The 19,631-nt window shown below is 67.3% G+C and carries 31 protein-coding genes; 30 read left to right on the top strand and 1 reads right to left on the bottom strand.

What is annotated here, in order from left to right; genetic code table 11:
• Nucleotide 1: 1 nt before the first annotated feature.
• The 30 genes from rplD to truA all read left to right on the top strand — a co-directional run bounded on the left by rplD (nt 2) and on the right by truA (nt 17,016).
• Nucleotides 2–676, top strand: a complete 675-nt coding sequence (gene rplD, locus IF55_RS13755) for a 50S ribosomal protein L4 (RefSeq protein ID WP_030890761.1) — start codon at nt 2–4, stop codon at nt 674–676.
• Nucleotides 676–1,005, top strand: coding sequence for a 50S ribosomal protein L23 (gene rplW, locus IF55_RS13750; RefSeq protein WP_030890757.1), 330 nt, complete (start codon nt 676–678; stop codon nt 1,003–1,005). The genes rplD and rplW overlap by 1 nt, the downstream gene beginning before the upstream one ends.
• A 41-nt stretch (nt 1,006–1,046) precedes the next feature.
• The gene (gene rplB / locus IF55_RS13745; RefSeq protein WP_030890754.1) at nt 1,047–1,883 is read left to right on the top strand and encodes a 50S ribosomal protein L2; all 837 of its coding nucleotides are present in this window, start codon (nt 1,047–1,049) and stop codon (nt 1,881–1,883) included.
• 12 nt (nt 1,884–1,895) lie between these two features.
• Nucleotides 1,896–2,177: a 30S ribosomal protein S19 gene (gene rpsS / locus IF55_RS13740; protein WP_030890751.1), complete on the top strand. Its 282-nt coding sequence runs from the start codon at nt 1,896–1,898 to the stop codon at nt 2,175–2,177.
• Between the two features lie 41 nt (nt 2,178–2,218).
• A complete protein-coding gene (rplV, locus tag IF55_RS13735; protein ID WP_006604878.1) occupies nt 2,219–2,566 on the top strand; it encodes a 50S ribosomal protein L22 in 348 nt (115 codons plus the stop codon).
• Entirely contained in the window at nt 2,566–3,408 is an 843-nt protein-coding gene (rpsC, locus tag IF55_RS13730; protein ID WP_030890746.1) for a 30S ribosomal protein S3, read from the top strand. The genes rplV and rpsC overlap by 1 nt, the downstream gene beginning before the upstream one ends.
• A gap of 5 nt (nt 3,409–3,413) precedes the next feature.
• Entirely contained in the window at nt 3,414–3,833 is a 420-nt protein-coding gene (rplP, locus tag IF55_RS13725; RefSeq protein WP_030890744.1) for a 50S ribosomal protein L16, read from the top strand.
• Complete coding sequence (rpmC, locus tag IF55_RS13720) at nt 3,833–4,057, top strand: 50S ribosomal protein L29 (RefSeq protein WP_030890741.1); 225 nt, start codon at nt 3,833–3,835, stop codon at nt 4,055–4,057. Before rplP ends, rpmC begins: the two co-directional genes overlap by 1 nt.
• On the top strand, nt 4,057–4,338 hold the full coding sequence (rpsQ, locus tag IF55_RS13715) for a 30S ribosomal protein S17 (protein WP_030890735.1): 282 nt from the start codon (nt 4,057–4,059) through the stop codon (nt 4,336–4,338). Before rpmC ends, rpsQ begins: the two co-directional genes overlap by 1 nt.
• A gap of 101 nt (nt 4,339–4,439) precedes the next feature.
• Nucleotides 4,440–4,808, top strand: coding sequence for a 50S ribosomal protein L14 (gene rplN, locus IF55_RS13710; protein WP_030890733.1), 369 nt, complete (start codon nt 4,440–4,442; stop codon nt 4,806–4,808).
• Nucleotides 4,809–4,810: 2 nt separating this feature from the next.
• On the top strand, nt 4,811–5,134 hold the full coding sequence (rplX, locus tag IF55_RS13705; RefSeq protein WP_030890730.1) for a 50S ribosomal protein L24: 324 nt from the start codon (nt 4,811–4,813) through the stop codon (nt 5,132–5,134).
• Complete coding sequence (gene rplE, locus IF55_RS13700) at nt 5,134–5,694, top strand: 50S ribosomal protein L5 (protein WP_030890727.1); 561 nt, start codon at nt 5,134–5,136, stop codon at nt 5,692–5,694. Before rplX ends, rplE begins: the two co-directional genes overlap by 1 nt.
• Before the next feature lie 2 nt (nt 5,695–5,696).
• Nucleotides 5,697–5,882: a type Z 30S ribosomal protein S14 gene (locus tag IF55_RS13695; RefSeq protein WP_030890724.1), complete on the top strand. Its 186-nt coding sequence runs from the start codon at nt 5,697–5,699 to the stop codon at nt 5,880–5,882.
• 235 nt (nt 5,883–6,117) lie between these two features.
• Nucleotides 6,118–6,516 (top strand): 30S ribosomal protein S8, encoded by a 399-nt coding sequence (rpsH, locus tag IF55_RS13690; protein WP_030890722.1) that lies wholly within the window; start codon nt 6,118–6,120, stop codon nt 6,514–6,516.
• A gap of 21 nt (nt 6,517–6,537) precedes the next feature.
• Nucleotides 6,538–7,077, top strand: coding sequence for a 50S ribosomal protein L6 (rplF, locus tag IF55_RS13685; RefSeq protein ID WP_030890720.1), 540 nt, complete (start codon nt 6,538–6,540; stop codon nt 7,075–7,077).
• A 3-nt stretch (nt 7,078–7,080) separates the two neighbouring features.
• Nucleotides 7,081–7,464 carry a 50S ribosomal protein L18 gene (gene rplR / locus IF55_RS13680; protein WP_030890718.1) on the top strand — a complete coding sequence of 128 codons (384 nt, stop codon included), beginning with the start codon at nt 7,081–7,083 and terminating at the stop codon, nt 7,462–7,464.
• A 46-nt stretch (nt 7,465–7,510) separates the two neighbouring features.
• Nucleotides 7,511–8,113, top strand: a complete 603-nt coding sequence (rpsE, locus tag IF55_RS13675) for a 30S ribosomal protein S5 (RefSeq protein ID WP_030890717.1) — start codon at nt 7,511–7,513, stop codon at nt 8,111–8,113.
• The gene (gene rpmD / locus IF55_RS13670; protein WP_030890715.1) at nt 8,113–8,295 is read left to right on the top strand and encodes a 50S ribosomal protein L30; all 183 of its coding nucleotides are present in this window, start codon (nt 8,113–8,115) and stop codon (nt 8,293–8,295) included. The genes rpsE and rpmD overlap by 1 nt, the downstream gene beginning before the upstream one ends.
• 1 nt (nt 8,296) lies before the next feature.
• Complete coding sequence (rplO, locus tag IF55_RS13665) at nt 8,297–8,749, top strand: 50S ribosomal protein L15 (RefSeq protein ID WP_030890710.1); 453 nt, start codon at nt 8,297–8,299, stop codon at nt 8,747–8,749.
• Nucleotides 8,750–8,952: 203 nt separating this feature from the next.
• The gene (gene secY / locus IF55_RS13660; protein WP_030890707.1) at nt 8,953–10,266 is read left to right on the top strand and encodes a preprotein translocase subunit SecY; all 1,314 of its coding nucleotides are present in this window, start codon (nt 8,953–8,955) and stop codon (nt 10,264–10,266) included.
• Nucleotides 10,266–10,922, top strand: a complete 657-nt coding sequence (locus tag IF55_RS13655; RefSeq protein ID WP_030890703.1) for an adenylate kinase — start codon at nt 10,266–10,268, stop codon at nt 10,920–10,922. The genes secY and IF55_RS13655 overlap by 1 nt, the downstream gene beginning before the upstream one ends.
• Nucleotides 10,923–11,177: 255 nt before the next feature.
• A complete protein-coding gene (map, locus tag IF55_RS13650) occupies nt 11,178–12,014 on the top strand; it encodes a type I methionyl aminopeptidase (protein WP_030890698.1) in 837 nt (278 codons plus the stop codon).
• A gap of 131 nt (nt 12,015–12,145) precedes the next feature.
• Nucleotides 12,146–12,367 (top strand): translation initiation factor IF-1, encoded by a 222-nt coding sequence (gene infA, locus IF55_RS13645; RefSeq protein ID WP_003956442.1) that lies wholly within the window; start codon nt 12,146–12,148, stop codon nt 12,365–12,367.
• Nucleotides 12,368–12,429: 62 nt separating this feature from the next.
• A complete protein-coding gene (rpmJ, locus tag IF55_RS13640) occupies nt 12,430–12,543 on the top strand; it encodes a 50S ribosomal protein L36 (RefSeq protein WP_003956441.1) in 114 nt (37 codons plus the stop codon).
• Nucleotides 12,544–12,740: 197 nt separating this feature from the next.
• Nucleotides 12,741–13,121 (top strand): 30S ribosomal protein S13, encoded by a 381-nt coding sequence (rpsM, locus tag IF55_RS13635; RefSeq protein ID WP_030890694.1) that lies wholly within the window; start codon nt 12,741–12,743, stop codon nt 13,119–13,121.
• Between the two features lie 63 nt (nt 13,122–13,184).
• Complete coding sequence (gene rpsK, locus IF55_RS13630) at nt 13,185–13,589, top strand: 30S ribosomal protein S11 (RefSeq protein ID WP_003948617.1); 405 nt, start codon at nt 13,185–13,187, stop codon at nt 13,587–13,589.
• Between the two features lie 26 nt (nt 13,590–13,615).
• Nucleotides 13,616–14,242: a 30S ribosomal protein S4 gene (gene rpsD, locus IF55_RS13625; RefSeq protein ID WP_030890692.1), complete on the top strand. Its 627-nt coding sequence runs from the start codon at nt 13,616–13,618 to the stop codon at nt 14,240–14,242.
• A 121-nt stretch (nt 14,243–14,363) separates the two neighbouring features.
• Complete coding sequence (locus tag IF55_RS13620; RefSeq protein WP_030890689.1) at nt 14,364–15,386, top strand: DNA-directed RNA polymerase subunit alpha; 1,023 nt, start codon at nt 14,364–14,366, stop codon at nt 15,384–15,386.
• Between the two features lie 161 nt (nt 15,387–15,547).
• Nucleotides 15,548–16,054 carry a 50S ribosomal protein L17 gene (gene rplQ, locus IF55_RS13615; RefSeq protein WP_030890687.1) on the top strand — a complete coding sequence of 169 codons (507 nt, stop codon included), beginning with the start codon at nt 15,548–15,550 and terminating at the stop codon, nt 16,052–16,054.
• 110 nt (nt 16,055–16,164) lie between these two features.
• Nucleotides 16,165–17,016, top strand: coding sequence for a tRNA pseudouridine(38-40) synthase TruA (truA, locus tag IF55_RS13610; protein ID WP_030890684.1), 852 nt, complete (start codon nt 16,165–16,167; stop codon nt 17,014–17,016).
• A 405-nt stretch (nt 17,017–17,421) separates the two neighbouring features.
• On the opposite strand, the gene IF55_RS41185 is transcribed toward truA, so the two are convergent.
• Nucleotides 17,422–19,500 (bottom strand): glycosyltransferase, encoded by a 2,079-nt coding sequence (locus IF55_RS41185; protein WP_030890682.1) that lies wholly within the window; start codon nt 19,498–19,500, stop codon nt 17,422–17,424.
• Nucleotides 19,501–19,631: the final 131 nt, after the last annotated feature.

The raw sequence follows: 19,631 nt of genomic DNA, 5'->3' as shown, positions 1-19,631 counted from the left end.
GATGAGCACCATTGACATCCTTTCGCCGGCGGGCGACAAGGCCGGGACCGTCGAGCTCCCCGAGGGGATCTTCGGCGCGCAGGTCAGCATTCCGCTGATCCACCAGGTCGTCGTCGCCCAGCTCGCGGCTGCCCGTCAGGGCACGCACAAGACCAAGACCCGTGGCGAGGTCCGCGGCGGTGGCAAGAAGCCGTACCGCCAGAAGGGCACCGGCCGCGCCCGCCAGGGCTCGACCCGCGCCCCGCAGTTCGCCGGTGGTGGCGTTGTGCACGGTCCCGTGCCGCGCGACTACTCGCAGCGGACGCCCAAGAAGATGAAGGCCGCCGCCCTGCGCGGGGCCCTCTCCGACCGGGCGCGCCACTCCCGTGTCCACGTCGTCACCGGCGTGGTCGAGGGCGAGGTCTCCACGAAGGCCGCGAAGACCCTGTTCGGCAAGATCAGCGAGCGCAAGAACCTGCTCCTGGTCGCCGACCGGTCCGACGAGGCCGCGTGGCTCTCCGCCCGCAACCTGCCCCAGGTGCACATCCTGGAGCCGGGCCAGCTGAACACGTACGACGTGCTCGTCTCCGACGACGTGGTCTTCACGCAGGCCGCCTTCGAGTCCTTCGTGGCCGGTCCGGCCGCGGCTGCCAAGGCTGTCGCCTCCGAGGCCGAGCTCGAAGGGAGCGAAGCCTGATGAGTGAGACCGCAGCGGTCATCACCAGCAAGACCTTCACGGACCCCCGTGACATCCTGGTCAAGCCGGTGGTCTCCGAGAAGAGCTACGCGCTGCTGGACGAGAACAAGTACACGTTCATCGTCGACCCGCGTGCCAACAAGACCCAGATCAAGCAGGCCGTCGAGGCGGTCTTCTCGGTCAAGGTCTCCGGGGTCAACACGATCAACCGGCCGGGCAAGCGCAAGCGCACCCGCACCGGTTTCGGCAAGCGCAAGGACACCAAGCGCGCCATCGTGACCCTCGTTGAGGGCGACCGTATCGACATCTTCGGCGGCCCGGTCTCCTAAATAGGAGTCCGAGTCGTCCGAAATCGGACGAGGACTGAGAAATGGGTATCCGCAAGTACAAGCCGACGACCCCGGGCCGTCGTGGCTCCAGCGTCGCCGACTTTGTCGAGATCACGCGGTCCACGCCGGAGAAGTCGCTGGTCCGCCCCCTGCACAGCAAGGGCGGCCGTAACAACGCCGGTCGTGTGACCGTTCGCCACCAGGGCGGTGGCCACAAGCGCGCCTACCGCGTGATCGACTTCCGTCGTCACGACAAGGACGGCGTGCCGGCCAAGGTCGCGCACATCGAGTACGACCCCAACCGCACCGCGCGCATCGCGCTGCTCCACTACCTGGACGGCGAGAAGCGCTACATCCTCGCCCCGGCCAAGCTCTCGCAGGGCGACCGGGTCGAGAACGGCCCCGGCGCCGACATCAAGCCGGGCAACAACCTCCCGCTGCGCAACATCCCGGTGGGTACGGTCATCCACGCCATCGAGATGCGCCCCGGCGGCGGCGCGAAGATCGCCCGTTCCGCGGGCTCTTCGGTCCAGCTCCTGGCGAAGGAGGGCGCCTACGCCCACCTGCGCATGCCCTCCGGCGAGGTCCGACTGGTCGACATCCGCTGCCGCGCCACCGTCGGCGAGGTCGGCAACGCCGAGCAGTCGAACATCAACTGGGGCAAGGCCGGCCGTATGCGCTGGAAGGGCGTTCGCCCGACCGTCCGCGGTGTCGCCATGAACCCCGTTGACCACCCGCACGGTGGTGGTGAGGGCAAGACCTCCGGTGGTCGCCACCCGGTCTCGCCGTGGGGTCAGAAGGAGGGTCGTACTCGCTCGCCGAAGAAGGCCAGCAACAAGTACATCGTCCGCCGCCGCAAGACGAACAAGAAGCGCTAGGAGCGGGTTTAGATGCCGCGTAGTCTCAAGAAGGGGCCCTTCGTCGACGACCACCTGATCAAGAAGGTGGACGCTCAGAACGAGGCCGGTACCCACAACGTCATCAAGACCTGGTCCCGTCGCTCCATGATCGTGCCGGCCATGCTCGGCCACACGCTCGCGGTGCACAACGGCAAGACCCATGTTCCGGTGTTCGTCACCGAGTCCATGGTCGGCCACAAGCTCGGCGAGTTTGCGCCGACCCGCACCTTCCGCGGCCACGTCAAGGACGACCGCAAGTCGAAGCGCCGCTAAGGCGGGGTGCGAAGACTATGACTGACACCGAAGGGACAACCATGGAAGCCAGGGCCCAGGCGCGGTACATCCGCGTCACGCCCATGAAGGCCCGCCGCGTGGTGGACCTTATCCGTGGCATGGACGCCACGGAGGCTCAGGCGGTCCTGCGTTTCGCCCCGCAGGCCGCGAGCGTGCCGGTGGGCAAGGTGCTGGACAGCGCCATTGCCAACGCCGCGCACAACTACGACCACACCGACGCCGGCAGCCTCGTCATCTCCGAGGCGTACGTCGACGAGGGCCCGACCCTGAAGCGGTTCCGTCCGCGCGCCCAGGGCCGCGCCTACCGGATCCGCAAGCGGACCAGCCACATCACCGTGGTCGTCAGCAGCAAGGAAGGAACCCGGTAATGGGCCAGAAGGTTAACCCGCACGGGTTCCGACTCGGCATTACCACCGACTTCAAGTCGCGTTGGTACGCCGACAAGCTCTACAAGGACTACGTCAAGGAAGACGTCGCCATTCGTCGCATGATGACGAAGGGCATGGAGCGCGCCGGTATCTCCAAGGTCGAGATCGAGCGCACTCGCGACCGCGTCCGCGTCGACATCCACACCGCCCGGCCGGGCATCGTCATCGGCCGTCGCGGCGCGGAGGCCGACCGCATCCGCGGCGAGCTGGAGAAGCTGACCGGCAAGCAGGTTCAGCTGAACATCCTTGAGGTCAAGAACCCCGAGGTGGACGCCCAGCTCGTGGCGCAGGCCGTCGCCGAGCAGCTCTCCTCCCGCGTCTCCTTCCGTCGGGCCATGCGCAAGAGCATGCAGTCGACGATGAAGGCCGGTGCCAAGGGCATCAAGATCCAGTGCGGCGGCCGTCTCGGCGGCGCCGAGATGTCCCGCTCGGAGTTCTACCGCGAGGGCCGCGTGCCCCTGCACACGCTCCGCGCCAACGTGGACTACGGCTTCTTCGAGGCCAAGACGACCTTCGGCCGCATCGGCGTGAAGGTCTGGATCTACAAGGGCGACGTCAAGAACATCGCCGAGGTCCGCGCCGAGAACGCGGCCGCGCGTGCGGGCAACCGCCCGTCCCGCGGTGGCGCGGGCGGCAGCGACCGTCCGGCCCGTGGTGGCCGCGGCGGCGAGCGTGGCGGCCGCGGCCGCAAGCCGCAGCAGCAGTCGGCGCCGGCGGCCGAGGCCCCCAAGGCCGAGGCCGCTGCCGCTCCGGCCGCTGAGAGCACCGGAACGGAGGCCTGACCGACATGCTGATCCCTCGCAGGGTCAAGCACCGCAAGCAGCACCACCCGAAGCGTTCGGGCATGGCCAAGGGCGGCACCGAGATCGCGTTCGGTGAGTATGGCATCCAGGCGGTGACCCCGGCCTACGTGACGAACCGTCAGATCGAGGCCGCCCGTATCGCCATGACCCGCCACATCAAGCGTGGCGGCAAGGTCTGGATCAACATCTACCCGGACCGGCCGCTCACGAAGAAGCCCGCCGAGACCCGCATGGGTTCCGGTAAGGGTTCGCCGGAGTGGTGGATCGCGAACGTCAAGCCCGGTCGGGTGATGTTCGAGCTGTCCTACCCGAACGAGAAGGTCGCTAAGGAGGCGCTGACCCGCGCCGCCCACAAGCTTCCGATGAAGTGCCGCATCGTGCGGCGCGAGGCAGGTGAGTCGTGATGGCGGCCGGTACCAAGGCGACCGAGCTGCGTGAGCTGAACGACGAGGATCTCGTCGCGAAGCTGCGTGAGGCCAAGGAGGAGCTGTTCAACCTCCGCTTCCAGGCGGCGACCGGACAGCTCGAAAACCACGGCCGGCTGAAGGCCGTCCGCAAGGACATCGCCCGGATCTACACCCTGATGCGCGAGCGCGAGCTCGGCATCGAGACGGTGGAGAGCGCCTGATGAGCGAGAAGAATGTGACTGAGACGAACGAGCGCGGCTTCCGCAAGACCCGTGAGGGCCTCGTGGTGAGCGACAAGATGGACAAGACCGTCGTCGTCGCTGTCGAGGACCGCGTCAAGCACGCGCTGTACGGCAAGGTCATGCGCCGTACGAACAAGCTCAAGGCGCACGACGAGCAGAACGCCGCCGGCGTCGGCGACCGCGTCCTCCTCATGGAGACCCGGCCGCTGTCCGCCACGAAGCGCTGGCGCATCGTCGAGATCCTCGAAAAGGCCAAGTAATTCTTGGGGGGCTTCCCCCAAGTGAGTTCCGCCAGGCTCGGGGAGGTCCGTGACCCGCTCACGGACCTCCCCGGGAACCGGCAGACGATCAGGAGATAGACGTGATCCAGCAGGAGTCGCGACTTCGGGTCGCCGACAACACTGGTGCCAAGGAAATCCTTTGCATCCGTGTTCTCGGTGGCTCGGGTCGTCGCTACGCGGGCATCGGTGACGTCATCGTCGCCACCGTCAAGGATGCGATCCCCGGTGGCAACGTGAAGAAGGGTGACGTCGTCAAGGCGGTCATCGTGCGCACCGTCAAGGAGCGCCGCCGCCCCGATGGCTCGTACATCCGCTTCGACGAGAACGCCGCTGTCGTTCTGAAGAACGACGGTGACCCTCGCGGCACCCGCATCTTCGGCCCGGTCGGCCGTGAGCTGCGCGAGAAGAAGTTCATGAAGATCATCTCGCTCGCGCCGGAGGTGCTGTAACCATGAAGGTCAAGAAGGGCGACCTGGTTCAGGTCATCACCGGTAAGGACAAGGGCAAGCAGGGCAAGGTCATCGTGGCCTACCCCGCCGACGACCGCGTCCTCGTCGAGGGTGTCAACCGGGTCAAGAAGCACACCAAGGCCGGCCAGACGGCTCGTGGTTCGAAGACCGGCGGCATTGTCACGACCGAGGCCCCCATTCACGTGAGCAATGTTCAGCTCGTCGTGGAGAAGGACGGCAAGAAGGTCGTCACCCGCGTCGGATACCGCTTCGACGACGAGGGCAACAAGATCCGCGTTGCCAAGCGGACGGGTGAGGACATCTGATGACTGCCACCACCAACGCGCCGCGTCTCAAGACGCGCTACCGCGAAGAGATCGTGGGCAAGCTGCGTGAGCAGTTCTCGTACGAGAACGTCATGCAGGTCCCCGGTCTGACCAAGATCGTGGTCAACATGGGTGTGGGCGACGCCGCCCGCGACTCCAAGCTGATCGACGGCGCTATTCGCGACCTCACCACGATCACCGGCCAGAAGCCGGCCGTGACGAAGGCCCGCAAGTCGATCGCGCAGTTCAAGCTGCGCGAGGGGCAGCCCATCGGCTGCCACGTCACCCTCCGCGGTGACCGCATGTGGGAGTTCCTGGACCGTACGCTGTCGCTCGCGCTGCCGCGCATCCGCGACTTCCGTGGCCTGTCCCCGAAGCAGTTCGACGGCCGCGGCAACTACACCTTCGGTCTCACGGAGCAGGTCATGTTCCACGAGATCGACCAGGACAAGATCGACCGGGTCCGGGGCATGGACATCACCGTGGTCACCACGGCGACCAACGACGACGAGGGCCGGGCCCTGCTTCGTCACCTCGGCTTCCCGTTCAAGGAGAACTGACCGTGGCGAAGAAGGCTCTGATCGCTAAGGCCGCCCGCAAGCCGAAGTTCGCTGTGCGCGCGTACAACCGCTGCCAGCGCTGCGGCCGGCCGCACTCCGTCTACCGCAAGTTCGGCCTGTGCCGCGTGTGCCTCCGTGAGATGGCTCACCGCGGCGAGCTGCCGGGCGTGACCAAGAGCTCCTGGTAAATCCCCACTTGGGATACCAGGGCTCTCGGTAAGCATCCTGGTCGGCGGGCCCCTTCCCGATACTCGCGTAGGGTTGAAGGGTTGGGCGCCCGCCGCCCATGACCGCACGCGGGCCCTGCCCGCTTAACGTCGCTTACTACGCCGTAGGTCCCCGCACCGCACCCGTCCCGGCCTTGCCCGGGGAGAGGGATGGCGCACACAGGAAACCGCGGCGAGAGAGGCCGAAGGCCAATTCATGACCATGACTGATCCGATCGCAGACATGCTGACCCGTCTGCGGAACGCGAACTCGGCGTACCACGACGAGGTCGCCATGCCGCACAGCAAGATCAAGTCGCACATCGCGGAGATCCTCCAGCAGGAGGGCTACATCACCGGCTGGAAGGTCGAGGACGCCGAGGTCGGCAAGAGCCTCACCCTCCAGCTGAAATTCGGCCCGAACCGCGAGCGCTCGATCGCCGGCATCAAGCGCATCTCCAAGCCGGGCCTGCGGGTCTACGCAAAGTCCACCAACCTGCCGAAGGTGCTCGGCGGCCTGGGCGTGGCGATCATCTCCACGTCCCACGGTCTCCTCACCGGTCAGCAGGCCAGCAAGAAGGGCGTGGGTGGGGAAGTCCTCGCCTACGTCTGGTAATCGGGAACGGAGGAATAGCCAATGTCGCGAATTGGACGGCTGCCCATCCAGGTTCCCGCTGGTGTGGACGTCACCATCGATGGCCGTACGGTTCAGGTGAAGGGCCCCAAGGGTTCGCTCTCCCACACCGTCGCCGCGCCCATCGAGGTCGCCAAGGGTGAGGACGGCGCACTGACCGTCACCCGCCCGAACGACGAGCGTCAGAACAAGGCCCTGCACGGCCTGTCCCGCACGCTGGTGGCGAACATGATCACCGGCGTGACCACGGGCTACAGCAAGGCTCTTGAGATCAGCGGTGTCGGCTACCGCGTCCAGGCGAAGGGCTCCAACCTGGAGTTCTCGCTGGGCTACAGCCACCCCATCCTCGTCGAGGCGCCCGAGGGCATCTCCTTCAAGGTCGAGTCCCCGACCAAGCTGAGCGTCGAGGGCATCGACAAGCAGAAGGTCGGCGAGGTCGCCGCCAACATCCGCAAGCTTCGCAAGCCCGACCCCTACAAGGCCAAGGGCGTGAAGTACGCGGGTGAGGTCATCCGCCGCAAGGTCGGAAAGGCTGGTAAGTAAGCCATGGCATACGGTGTGAAGATCGCGAAGGGCAACGCCCGCAAGGGTGCCGCCCTCAAGCGGCGCCACATCCGCGTACGCAAGCGGATCTCCGGCACGCCGGAGCGCCCGCGCCTCGTCGTGACGCGTTCCAACCGTCACATGGTGGCGCAGGTCATCGACGACATCGCGGGCCACACGCTCGCGTCGGCGTCGACCCTGGACGCCTCCATCCGTGGCGGCGAGGCCGACAAGAGCGCCCAGGCCCAGCAGGTCGGCGCCCTGGTCGCCGAGCGTGCCAAGGCCGCCGGCGTCGAGGCCGTCGTGTTCGACCGCGGTGGCAACCAGTACGCCGGGCGCATTGCCGCTCTGGCGGACGCCGCCCGCGAAGCCGGGCTGAAGTTCTAAGCCCCGGTTCCGGAGCTAGCGGACGTAACAGAGAGAGGTAATTCCAATGGCTGGACCCCAGCGCCGCGGGAGCGGTGCCGGTGGCGGCGAGCGGCGGGACCGGAAGGGTCGCGACGGTGGCGCTGCCGCCGAGAAGACCGCATACGTTGAGCGCGTTGTCGCGATCAACCGTGTCGCCAAGGTTGTCAAGGGTGGTCGCCGCTTCAGCTTCACCGCGCTGGTCGTGGTGGGCGACGGTGACGGCACCGTAGGTGTCGGATACGGCAAGGCCAAGGAAGTTCCCGCGGCCATCGCCAAGGGCGTTGAAGAGGCCAAGAAGAACTTCTTCAAGGTTCCGCGTATCCAGGGCACCATTCCGCACCCCATCCAGGGCGAGAAGGCCGCGGGCGTCGTCCTGCTCAAGCCTGCTTCCCCCGGTACCGGTGTGATCGCCGGTGGCCCGGTGCGCGCCGTGCTGGAGTGCGCGGGCATCCACGACGTGCTGAGCAAGTCGCTCGGCTCGTCCAACCCGATCAACATCGTGCACGCCACGGTGGAGGCGCTCCGCGGACTTCAGCGTCCCGAGGAGATCGCCGCCCGTCGTGGCCTGCCGCTGGAGGACGTCGCTCCCGCCGCTCTGCTGCGGGCGCGTGCTGGGGTGGGTGCGTAATGGCTCGCCTCAAGGTCACGCAGACCAAGTCCTACATCGGCAGCAAGCAGAACCACCGCGACACCCTGCGTTCGCTCGGGCTCAAGCGCCTGAACGACGTGGTTGTCAAGGAGGACCGCCCCGAGATCCGCGGCATGGTGCAGACCGTGCGGCACCTCGTGACGGTCGAGGAGGTCGACTGACATGGGTGACAACCCGCTGAAGGTCCACAACCTCCGTCCTGCCCCGGGCGCCAAGACCGCCAAGACCCGTGTGGGTCGTGGTGAGGCGTCCAAGGGTAAGACCGCGGGTCGTGGTACCAAGGGCACGAAGGCCCGCTACCAGGTTCCGGAGCGCTTCGAGGGCGGGCAGATGCCCCTCCACATGCGCCTCCCGAAGCTGAAGGGCTTCAAGAACCCCGCCCACAAGCAGTTCCAGGTCGTGAACCTGGAGAAGCTGGCCGCGCTCTACCCGCAGGGTGGCGAGGTCACGGTGGCCGACCTGGTCGCCAAGGGCGCGGTGCGCAAGAACGAGCTCGTCAAGGTGCTGGGCGCCGGCGAGGTCTCCGTGGCGCTGCAGGTGACGGTCGACGCCGTCTCCGGCTCCGCCAAGGAGAAGATCGCCGCCGCCGGCGGCACCGTCACCGAGCTCATCTGAGCTCGTTGATCCCACCGACCGGGGATGTCCCAAACGGGGCATCCCCGGTTGGTCGTTCCAAGGGGGGCATGGTCGCCGGTAAGGTGGCGTGCACTGTTGGCTTCCGTGCGGGCTGTTCGCGCGGATTTTGACTGATACGTATCCCCGTCGATCCTCAAGACCGTCACCTCTCGCGCAGTTGCGTGAGGGGCGCAGGAGGCACCGTGCTCACCGCGTTCGCCCGGGCGTTCAAGACGCCCGACCTGCGCAAGAAGCTGCTGTTCACGCTGGGCATCATGGTGATCTTCCGGCTCGGGGCGCACGTCCCGATCCCCGGCATCAATTACCAGAACGTTCAGCTCTGCATGGACCAGTCCAAGAACGCGCAGGGACTGTTCGGCCTCGTGAACATGTTCAGCGGTGGCGCGCTGCTGCAGATCACCATCTTCGCGCTAGGGATCATGCCGTACATCACGGCGAGCATCATCCTCCAACTGCTGACCGTCGTGATCCCGCGCCTCGAAGCCCTCAAGAAGGAGGGCCAGTCGGGGCAGGGCAAGATCACCCAGTACACCCGCTATCTGACCGTGGCCCTCGCGGTGCTGCAGGGCGCCGGCCTGGTCACCACCGCTCGTACGGGCGCGCTCTTCGGCAACTGCACCGTCGGCAACCAGATCGTCCCGAACCACTCGATCTTCACCACGATCACGATGGTCATCACGATGACCGCGGGCACCGCGTGCGTCATGTGGCTCGGCGAGCTGATCACCGACCGCGGCATCGGCAACGGCATGTCCATCCTGATGTTCACCTCCATCGCCGCCGGTTTCCCGAGCGGGCTGTGGGGCATCAAGATGCAGGGCAAGCTGCTCGGCGGCTGGCTGGAGTTCGGCCTCGTGATCCTCTGCGGCCTGGCGATGGTCGCGCTGGTGGTCTTCGTGGAACAGGCGCAGCGTCGCATCCCTGTTCAGTACGCGAAGCGCATGATCGGCCGCCGCTCGTACGGCGGCACCTCGACGTACATCCCGCTCAAGGTGAACCAGGCCGGTGTCATCCCGGTCATCTTCGCCTCGTCGCTGCTCTACATCCCCGCACTGATCGTCCAGTTCACCGGCTCCAAGGCCGGCTGGGCCGTGTGGATCCAGCAGAACCTGGTCAAGGGCGACCACCCCGTCTACATCGTCACGTACTTCCTGCTGATCGTCTTCTTCGCCTTCTTCTACGTCGCCATCTCCTTCAACCCCGAAGAAGTCGCCGACAACATGAAGAAGTATGGTGGCTTCATCCCGGGCATCCGGGCTGGTCGTCCCACTGCGGAGTACCTGAGCTACGTGCTGAACCGCATCACGTGGCCCGGCTCTCTCTACCTTGGTCTGATCGCTCTGGTGCCCACCGTCGCTCTGGTGACGCTCAATGCGAACCAGAACTTCCCGTTCGGCGGGACCAGCATCCTGATCATCGTGGGTGTCGGCCTGGAGACCGTGAAGCAGATCGAGAGCCAGCTTCAGCAGCGCAACTACGAAGGGTTCCTCCGCTGATGCGAATCGTCCTCGTCGGGCCTCCTGGAGCCGGAAAGGGTACGCAGGCCGCGTACCTGGCCAAGAACCTCGCGATCCCGCACATCTCCACCGGTGACCTCTTCCGCGCCAACATGAGCCAGGGCACTCCGCTGGGCCAGCAGGCCAAGGAGTACATGAACGCCGGGCGCCTGGTGCCGGACTCCGTCACCATCGGGATGGCCGAGGACCGGATGCGGCAGGAGGACGCCGCGGGCGGCTTCCTGCTCGACGGGTTCCCGCGCAACCTCGCGCAGGCCGAGGCGCTCGACGCGTTCCTCAAGGCCGACGGGATGGCGCTGGACGCCGTCCTGGACCTGGAGGTCCCCGAGGACGAGGTGGTCAAGCGGATCGCCGGGCGGCGCACCTGCCGTACGGACAGCAGCCACACCTTCCACGTCATCTACAGCCCCCCGAAGCAGGAGGGCGTCTGCGACAAGTGCGGCGGCGAGCTGTACCAGCGCGAGGACGACAGCGAGGACACGGTCCGCAAGCGCCTTGAGGTCTACCACAGCGAGACCGAGCCGATCATCGACCACTACAAGGCGCAGGGTCTTGTGGTGACGATTTCCGCGCTCGGGAAGGTGGCGGAGGTCACTGGGCGGGCCATGGAGGCGATTGCGGCGCAGGCCGCTTAGCTGCGCCCTGGGGTTTGCTTTTCTTCGGGGCTCCGCCCCGGGCCCCGGTCCTCAAGCTCCCCCAGCTAACGCTGGGAGGTGCCCCCTGACGGGCTGGATTGTGGCTCGGCCACTGGTGTCCTCAAACGCCAGACGGGCTTGGTTTGGTGCCGGTTGTGGTTGTGGGCTGGGTTGTGTACGGCCGCGGTGCCCCTTGGGGTGGCGCGGCCGTAGTGTTGTGTTGGACGTGGAAGCTAGAGGAAGGCGTTGGCCGGGATGGTGGAGATCAAGACCCCGGAGCAGATCGCGAAGATGCGCGAGGCGGGGCTGGTCGTCGCGGCGGTGCACGCGGCCACGCGGGCGGCGGCCGTGCCGGGGGCCACCACCAAGGACCTGGACGACGCCTCCCGCAAGGTGCTCGCCGAGCACGGCGCGAAGTCGAACTTCCTGGGGTACGGCGGGTTCCCCGCCACCATCTGCACGTCGGTGAACGACGTCGTGGTGCATGGCATCCCCGACGCCGACACGGTGCTCAAGGACGGCGACATCATCTCCATCGACGCGGGCGCGATCGTGGACGGCTGGCACGGTGACGCCGCCTTCACCGCGTTCGTCGGCGAGGGCCACGCGCCCGAGCTGCGTGAGCTGAGCCGGGTCACGGAGGAGTCGATGTGGGCCGGGATCGCCGCGGTCCGCAAGGGCAACCGGCTGGTCGACGTCTCGCGGGCCATCGAGGGCTACATCCGCCGCCAGCCGCGGCCGGCCTCCGGCAAGTACGGGATCATCGAGGACTACGGCGGGCACGGCATCGGCTCCGAGATGCACATGGACCCGCATCTGCTGAACTACGTCTCGCGCAAGCGGGGCCGGGGCCCGAAGCTGGTGCCGGGGTTCTGCCTGGCGATCGAGCCGATGGTCAGCCTGGGCACGGCGCGTACGCACGTACTGGCCGACGAGTGGACCGTCAAGACGGACGACGGCACCTGGTCCTCGCACTGGGAGCACTCGGTGGCGCTGACCGAGGAGGGGCCGCTGGTCCTCACGGCGGTCGACGGCGGCAAGGCCAAGCTGGCCGAGTACGGCGTCGAGACCGCGCCGGACCCGCTGGCTTAAGGATCTCCGCGACTGGGCAATAGACCTGGATTCGTCTTTCCGGGTGCCCTGACGTAGACTGTCACGTCGGCTCTCGCCTGCCTTCGCGCACGCCGCGAGCCGACCAAGGTAGCCGATTCGAAAGGCGAAGCGTGGCCAAGAAGCAAGGTGCCATCGAGATCGAGGGCACCGTGATCGAGTCTCTGCCGAACGCGATGTTCAAGGTGGAGCTCCAGAACGGTCACAAGGTCCTCGCGCACATCAGCGGCAAGATGCGGATGCACTACATCCGCATCCTCCCGGATGACCGGGTCGTGGTGGAGCTCTCTCCGTACGACCTGACGCGTGGCCGGATCGTCTACCGATACAAGTAGATCTTGCTCGCGCCCCGTCTCACGGCGGGGCGCTGGCACTGACCCGGAGAACCTCACATCCCATGAAGGTCAAGCCGAGCGTCAAGAAGATCTGCGACAAGTGCAAGGTGATCCGCCGTCACGGCCGGGTCATGGTCATCTGCGACAACCTGCGCCACAAGCAGCGCCAGGGCTGACGCACGACCACCTGCACTCCGCAGAAACTTCGCGCGACGCATAGCGATACGTACATACGCAGACACCCGACTCCTCGCAGCACGGCCGCGAGGGGACGACACCCCCGGCGGAGGCCGGGGACCCGGCTCGTAACTCTTACGGAGTCTTACGGGAACGGTGCTGCGGAAGACCTCCGAACCTCACAGGAGCCACATCAATGGCACGCCTCGCAGGCGTTGACCTCCCGCGCGACAAGCGCGTGGAGGTCGCCCTCACCTACGTCTTCGGCATTGGTCGCACCCGTGCCAAGGAGACCCTGGACAACACCGGTGTGAACCCCGACACCCGCGTTCGCGACCTGGCCGAAGAGGACCTGGTCAAGATCCGCGAGTACGTGGACGCCAACCTCAAGACCGAGGGTGACCTCCGTCGCGAGATCCAGGCCGACATCCGCCGCAAGGTCGAGATCGGCTGCTACCAGGGTCTGCGTCACCGTCGTGGCCTGCCCGTCCACGGCCAGCGCACCAGCACCAACGCCCGCACCCGCAAGGGCCCGCGTCGCGCGATCGCCGGCAAGAAGAAGCCGGGCAAGAAGTAGTCCTCAGCGGACGCTCACCAGCGGTCTTCGCTGTAGGACCGACCACCTCCACGGGAGTAATACATGCCTCCGAAGGGCCGACAGGGCGCAGCCAAGAAGGTGCGCCGCAAGGAAAAGAAGAACGTCGCTCACGGGCACGCCCACATCAAGAGCACGTTCAACAACACGATCGTCTCGATCACCGACCCCACGGGCAACGTGATCTCCTGGGCCTCCGCCGGCCACGTCGGCTTCAAGGGCTCGCGCAAGTCCACTCCGTTCGCCGCGCAGATGGCCGCCGAGTCGGCCGCCCGTCGCGCGCAGGAGCACGGCATGCGCAAGGTCGACGTGTTCGTCAAGGGTCCGGGCTCCGGCCGTGAGACCGCGATCCGCTCGCTCCAGGCCACCGGCCTTGAGGTGGGTTCGATCCAGGACGTCACCCCGACCCCGCACAACGGCTGCCGCCCGCCGAAGCGCCGCCGCGTCTGACCAGCCGAAGTAGGAGATAACACAATATGGCGCGTTATACCGGGGCCGACTGCAAGCGTTGCCGTCGGGAAAAGCAGAAGCTCTTCCTCAAGGGGAGCAAGTGCGAGAGCGCGAAGTGCCCGATCGAGATCCGTCCTTACCCCCCGGGTGAGCACGGTCGCGGGCGCACCAAGGACAGCGAGTACCTGCTCCAGCTTCGGGAGAAGCAGAAGTGCAGCCGTATCTACGGTGTCCTTGAGAAGCAGTTCGTGAACTACTACAAGGAAGCGAACCAGAAGACCGGCAAGACCGGTGAGAACCTTCTGCGCATCCTTGAGACCCGCCTCGACAACGTGATCTACCGGGCCGGCTTCGCCAAGTCCCGCGACCACGCTCGTCAGCTCGTCCGTCACGGACACATCGTCCTCAACGGCCGCAAGACCGACATCCCGTCGGCCCGCGTGGCCGTGAACGACATCATCGAGGTCCGCGAGTCCTCGCGCGAGATGACTCCCTTCGTGGTCGCCCGCGCCGAGGCCGGCGAGAAGACCGTGCCCGCGTGGCTGGAGTCGAACGCGTCGAACCTGCGGATCCTGGTGCACTCCCTGCCCGAGCGTCCCGTCATCGACACTCAGGTGCAGGAACAACTGATCGTCGAGCTCTACTCCAAGTAGGCAGGGCTCACGGTCACGGGCGGTGCGGCCCCGATTTCTGGTCATCGGGGTCGTACCGCCCGTACCCTTGTATTGCAGCGGGCGTCAAATAGCGGGCGTCCACGAATGAAGGAACACACACATGCTTATCGCTCAGCGTCCGTCGCTGACCGAAGAGGTCGTCGACGAATACCGCTCGCGGTTCGTGATCGAGCCGCTGGAGCCTGGTTTCGGGTACACCCTGGGGAACTCGCTTCGGCGGACTCTGCTGTCCTCCATCCCCGGTGCCGCCGTCACCAGCATTCGGATCGATGGTGTGCTGCATGAGTTCACCACCGTGCCGGGCGTCAAGGAAGACGTCACCGACCTCATCCTCAACATCAAGCAGCTCGTCGTCTCCTCCGAGCACGACGAGCCCGTCGTGATGTACCTGCGCAAGCAGGGCCCCGGCCTCGTCACCGCCGCCGACATCGCCCCGCCGGCCGGCGTCGAGGTGCACAACCCCGACCTGGTCCTCGCCACGCTCAACAGCAAGGGCAAGCTGGAGATGGAGCTGACCGTCGAGCGCGGTCGCGGCTACGTCTCCGCCGTCCAGAACAAGCAGGTGGGCCAGGAGATCGGCCGCATCCCGGTCGACTCCATCTACTCCCCGGTGCTCAAGGTCACGTACAAGGTCGAGGCGACCCGTGTCGAGCAGCGCACCGACTTCGACAAGCTGATCGTCGACGTCGAGACCAAGCAGGCCATGCGGCCGCGCGACGCCATGGCGTCCGCCGGTAAGACCCTCGTCGAGCTGTTCGGGCTCGCCCGCGAGCTCAACATCGACGCCGAGGGCATCGACATGGGCCCGTCCCCGACGGACGCCGCGCTCGCCGCGGATCTGGCGCTGCCGATCGAGGAGCTGGAGCTCACGGTCCGCTCGTACAACTGCCTCAAGCGCGAGGGCATCCACTCGGTGGGCGAGCTCGTCGCCCGCTCCGAGGCGGACCTCCTCGACATCCGCAACTTCGGTGCCAAGTCCATCGACGAGGTCAAGGCGAAGCTCGCCGGCATGGGCCTGGCGCTCAAGGACTCGCCCCCCGGGTTCGACCCGACCGCCGCCGCCGATGCGTTCGGCGCCGACGACGACGCGGATGCCGGGTTTGTGGAGACCGAGCAGTACTGAGGCTCCTCCTCAGCTACGGCTGAGGCTTTGTCCTCAAGTGCCGGACGGGCTTGGTTTGGCCTGGGCCGTTCGGCGAACGCACGCTTCCGGCGGGCAAACGCTCGTACGGACACTGACACCGGTACCTGATACGGCCGGTGCAGAAATGAAGGAGAAAGACCATGCCGAAGCCCGCCAAGGGTGCCCGTCTGGGCGGCAGCGCCGCGCACGAGCGTCACCTGCTCGCGAACCTCGCGAAGTCGCTGTTCGAGCACGGCCGCATCACCACCACCGAGGCCAAGGCGCGCCGGCTCCGTCCGGTCGCCGAGCGTCTGGTGACCAAGGCGAAGAAGGGCGACATCCACAACCGTCGCCAGGTTCTTCAGACGATCACCGACAAGAGCGTCGTCCACACGCTCTTCACGGAGATCGCGCCGCGCTACGAGAACCGCCCCGGCGGGTACACGCGCATCACCAAGATCGGCAACCGTCGTGGCGACAATGCACCGATGGCCGTCATCGAGCTCGTCGAGGCGCTGACCGTGCAGCAGAGTGCTGTGGGGGAGGCCGAGGCCGCCACTAAGCGGTCCGCCAAGGACGCCGCGGGCGCCGAAGGCGCCAAGGCTGCTGAGGCTGCCGAGGGCGAGAAGGCTGCTGAGGCTCCGGTTGAGGAGTCCAAGGACGCCTGACGTTCGCTCGTTTTGCGTGGTACGGAACGGGCCCGCACTCTCTTGGAAAAGGGGGGTGCGGGTCCGTTTCGCTTTTTCGGGTCGGTGGAGTCGGTGGAGAGGGATTTTTGGTGAGTGACGAGGTCTCTGACGGTTTTGTGCGGGTTCGGCTTGATCTTTCCTATGACGGGAAGGACTTCTCAGGGTGGGCTCGGCAGCGTGAACAGCGCACCGTGCAGGGGGAGTTGGAGAGTGCTCTGCGGACCGTGCTGCGGCTCTCCGAGCCTGCGGAGCTGACGGTCGCGGGGCGTACGGACTCCGGGGTGCACGCGCGGGGGCAGGTCGCGCACGTGGATCTGCCGGCGGAGGTCTGGGCCGAGCATTCGGAGAAGCTGTTGCGGCGGCTTGCGGGGCGGCTGCCGCATGATGTGCGGGTGTGGCGGGTGGGGGAGGCGCCGGCCGCGTTCAACGCTCGGTTCTCCGCCATTTGGCGGCGGTACGCGTATCGGGTCACCGATCATGTGGGGGGCGTTGATCCGCTGCTGCGGGGGCATGTGCTGTGGCATGACTGGCCGCTCGATGTCGAGGCCATGAATGAGGCGTCCGTCGCGTTGCTTGGCGAGCATGACTTCGCGGCCTACTGCAAGCGGCGGGAGGGGGCCACCACTATTCGTACGCTTCAGCGGTTTCGGTGGGAGCGGGGGGTGGATGGGGTTATTACCGCTAGTGTCCGCGCTGATGCTTTTTGTCACAACATGGTGCGGTCGCTGGTGGGGGCTCTGTTGTTCGTCGGGGACGGGCATCGGGGGGTTGAGTGGCCGGGGAAGGTGCTGGCGGCCGGGGTGCGGGACTCTGCGGTGCATGTGGTGCGGCCGCATGGGCTGACGCTGGAGGAGGTCGGGTATCCGGCGGACGGGGAGCTTGCCGCTCGTAATCTTGCCGCCCGTAACAAGCGGACCTTGCCGGGGGCCGGCTGCTGCTGAGTGGGTGGTGCGGGGCCGGGCTCTCCGGGGCGGGGGTCCGGGACCGTATATTTACGGGCCGCTCACCCTGACCTGTGAAGGGGCCCGGAACTTCGGCCCACAAATACACGTCAGCGTCCCGGCCCCCCGCCCCTGCGAGCCCGGCCCCTCCCGTTTGTTCGGCCTCGGACCCCGGTGGGTGGGTGGGGGGCGGGTGGGGGCTGCTCGGCCCCTGCCGTTCGCTCGGCCGCTGGCCCGGTGGGTGGGGGCTGCTCGGTCGCTTCCGTTCGCTTGACGGTCGGCTCCGGTGGGTGGGGCTTGCCCGGTCGTTCCCGTTCGCTTAACGGCTGGACCCGGTGGGTGCCTCTTTCTGTCGGCTCGGGGCCTTGCGTTCGTACTGGGGGGATTAGTGCGCTTGGTGGATCGTCACTTCTTGGGTGGGGTGTTTATGGCCAAGTTGCTGGCCATCGTGAAGTACGGGCGGACGCCTGCCGTCGTGGGGTAGATGTCGGTCTTGTTGCGGTCGACGATGTCGCCGATGATGCGGCCGATGCGGACGAGGGGGGTGCCGGGGGCCAGGCGGAGGGAGAGGTCCCAGACGGGGTTGTCGGCTTCGGCGCGGGCCTTGTGGACCTGGTCGTAGGGGACCGTGAAGGAGAACTGGTTCTCGCCGGTGGCCGTGGCCTCGATGGTGAAGGGTTGGGCCGTGGTCTCGCCGCGCGGGGCGGCGGTGACGTGGGGCTTGGCGTCGGGGGCGAAGGTGGTGCCGTGGAGGGTGCCCTCGACGGTGAAGGAGGCCGGCTCGGTGCGCAGGGTGCGGGCTTCGGCGTGGGCGGTGCGGCGCCAGGCGCGCAGGGAGAGGTTGCCGTCGACCGTGGGGTAGGGGATGGCCCAGGTGAAGGGGGTGCCGGGGTGGGGTTCCCGGCCGAGGAGGCCGCGGCCCTCGGCGAAGGTGGAGGCCACGCGGCGGCGGGCGTTGTCGTCGGCGCGTACCACGTGGAGGTCCCAGCGGCCCTCGGCCAGGGACAGCTCGTGGGGGGTGAGGACGGCGGTGTACGGGGCGGTGGCGTCGGCCGGGGCGGTCAGTGGGATGGAGACCTTGTCGTCCTCGCCGCGGCGGGTGAGCGTCAGGGTGAGCTTTTCGCCGGTCAGGCCCTTGCGGGCGAGGAGGACGACGATGTTGCCGGCGGCGTCGACGCGGGTGGAGGCGGTGGGGCGGAGCGGCTTGCGGACTATGTCCTTGATGGCGCTCTTCACGGGGACCGCGTTGCTGGTGGAGCTGCGGCGGAAGGGGCGTACGAGCTTGCCGGCGGTGCGGCGGAGCATGAGGGAGATCGGGACCGGCGCGGGCTTGGGCTGTTCGTCGCCGCGGAGTTCTTCTATGAGCCGCTCGTAGCGGGCGGCGATGTGCTCGGGCGCGTACCGCTGGGCGGAGACGGCGGCGGCGCGGCCCATGGAGCGGCGCAGGTCGTCGTCCTCGATCAGCTTGAGGAGGCCCTTGGCGATGCCCTCGGGGTCGCCGACGGGGACGAGGAGGCCGTCCTTGCCGTCGTCGATGATCTCGCCGGGGCCGTGCGGGCAGTCGGTGGCGACGACCGGGACGCCGCAGTGCATGGCCTCGACGATGGTCATGCCGAAGGACTCTTCGCGCGAGGTGACGGCGGCGATGGAGCCCTTGGCCCATTCGGTCTCGATGGGGGACTGGGCGCCCATGAGGGTGATGTGCTCGTTCATGCCCAGGTTGTCGATGCGGGTGCGCAGGGCGGCGTGCTCGGGGCCGCGGCCGTAGATGCGCAGTTTCCAGTCGGGGCGCTGGGCGGCGACCTTGGCCCAGGCGTCGACGAGGACGTGGTACTGCTTCACCGGGATCAGCCGGCCGGCGGCGACGACGAGCTTGGCGCTGCCGTCGGAGGGCTCGATGTCGGAGGCGGGCACGCCGTTGGGCAGGGCGATGAGCTTGGTCTTGACGCCGGGGAACTGGGCGCGGTGGGTGGCGGCGTCGGCCTCGGAGACGGTGGTGTGCGCGTCCAGGCGGGGGATGGCGGCGTCCTGGGCGGCGCGGATGTTGGCCTCGTGGGTGCCGTAGATCCGGTGTTCCTGGCCGATGCGCAGGTAGCGGCTCTGGCCGTACTCGGCGAGGTAGATGACCAGGCCGGGGCGGGTGGCGACGACGACGTCGGCGTCGGTGCGGGCCAGGTGGTCGGCGAGGGTGCGGTCGGTGAGGGCGTTGAACTGGGCGCCCTTCGCCTCGACCGGCGGGATCAGCGCGGTGGGCTGGTCGAGCAGCGGGTCCTCGGCGATGTTGCCGCTCACGTCGGGCCGCTTGTCCAGCAGGGAGACCAGGCGGACCTTGGGGTGCAGGGTCAGCCGGGGCGCGGCCTGGGTGCGGTAGACGGAGACGATCTCCACGTCATGGCGGGCCGCCAGGGCCGCGGCGACGTTGAACGTCGAGCGGATGGTGCCGCCGATGCCGTAGGCGTTCTGGATGAGGAAAGAGATCTTCATAGCGGTGGATGCGCGGCGCGGTCTTTTCGCGGGCGCTTTCCCTCCCCCTGGGCTGGATATCCGTATCGTCCCATGATGACCGGAGTGCTGCGATTACACGTATGCCGATCCCCAGGGTAAAGACCTGTCAT

The sequence above is a fragment of the Streptomyces varsoviensis genome (assembly GCF_000718635.1).
In the GTDB taxonomy this organism is placed as follows: Bacteria; Actinomycetota; Actinomycetes; order Streptomycetales; family Streptomycetaceae; genus Streptomyces; species Streptomyces varsoviensis.
The sequence above is the reverse complement of the archived record's forward strand: the minus strand, read 5'-3'. Positions and strand labels throughout refer to the sequence as shown.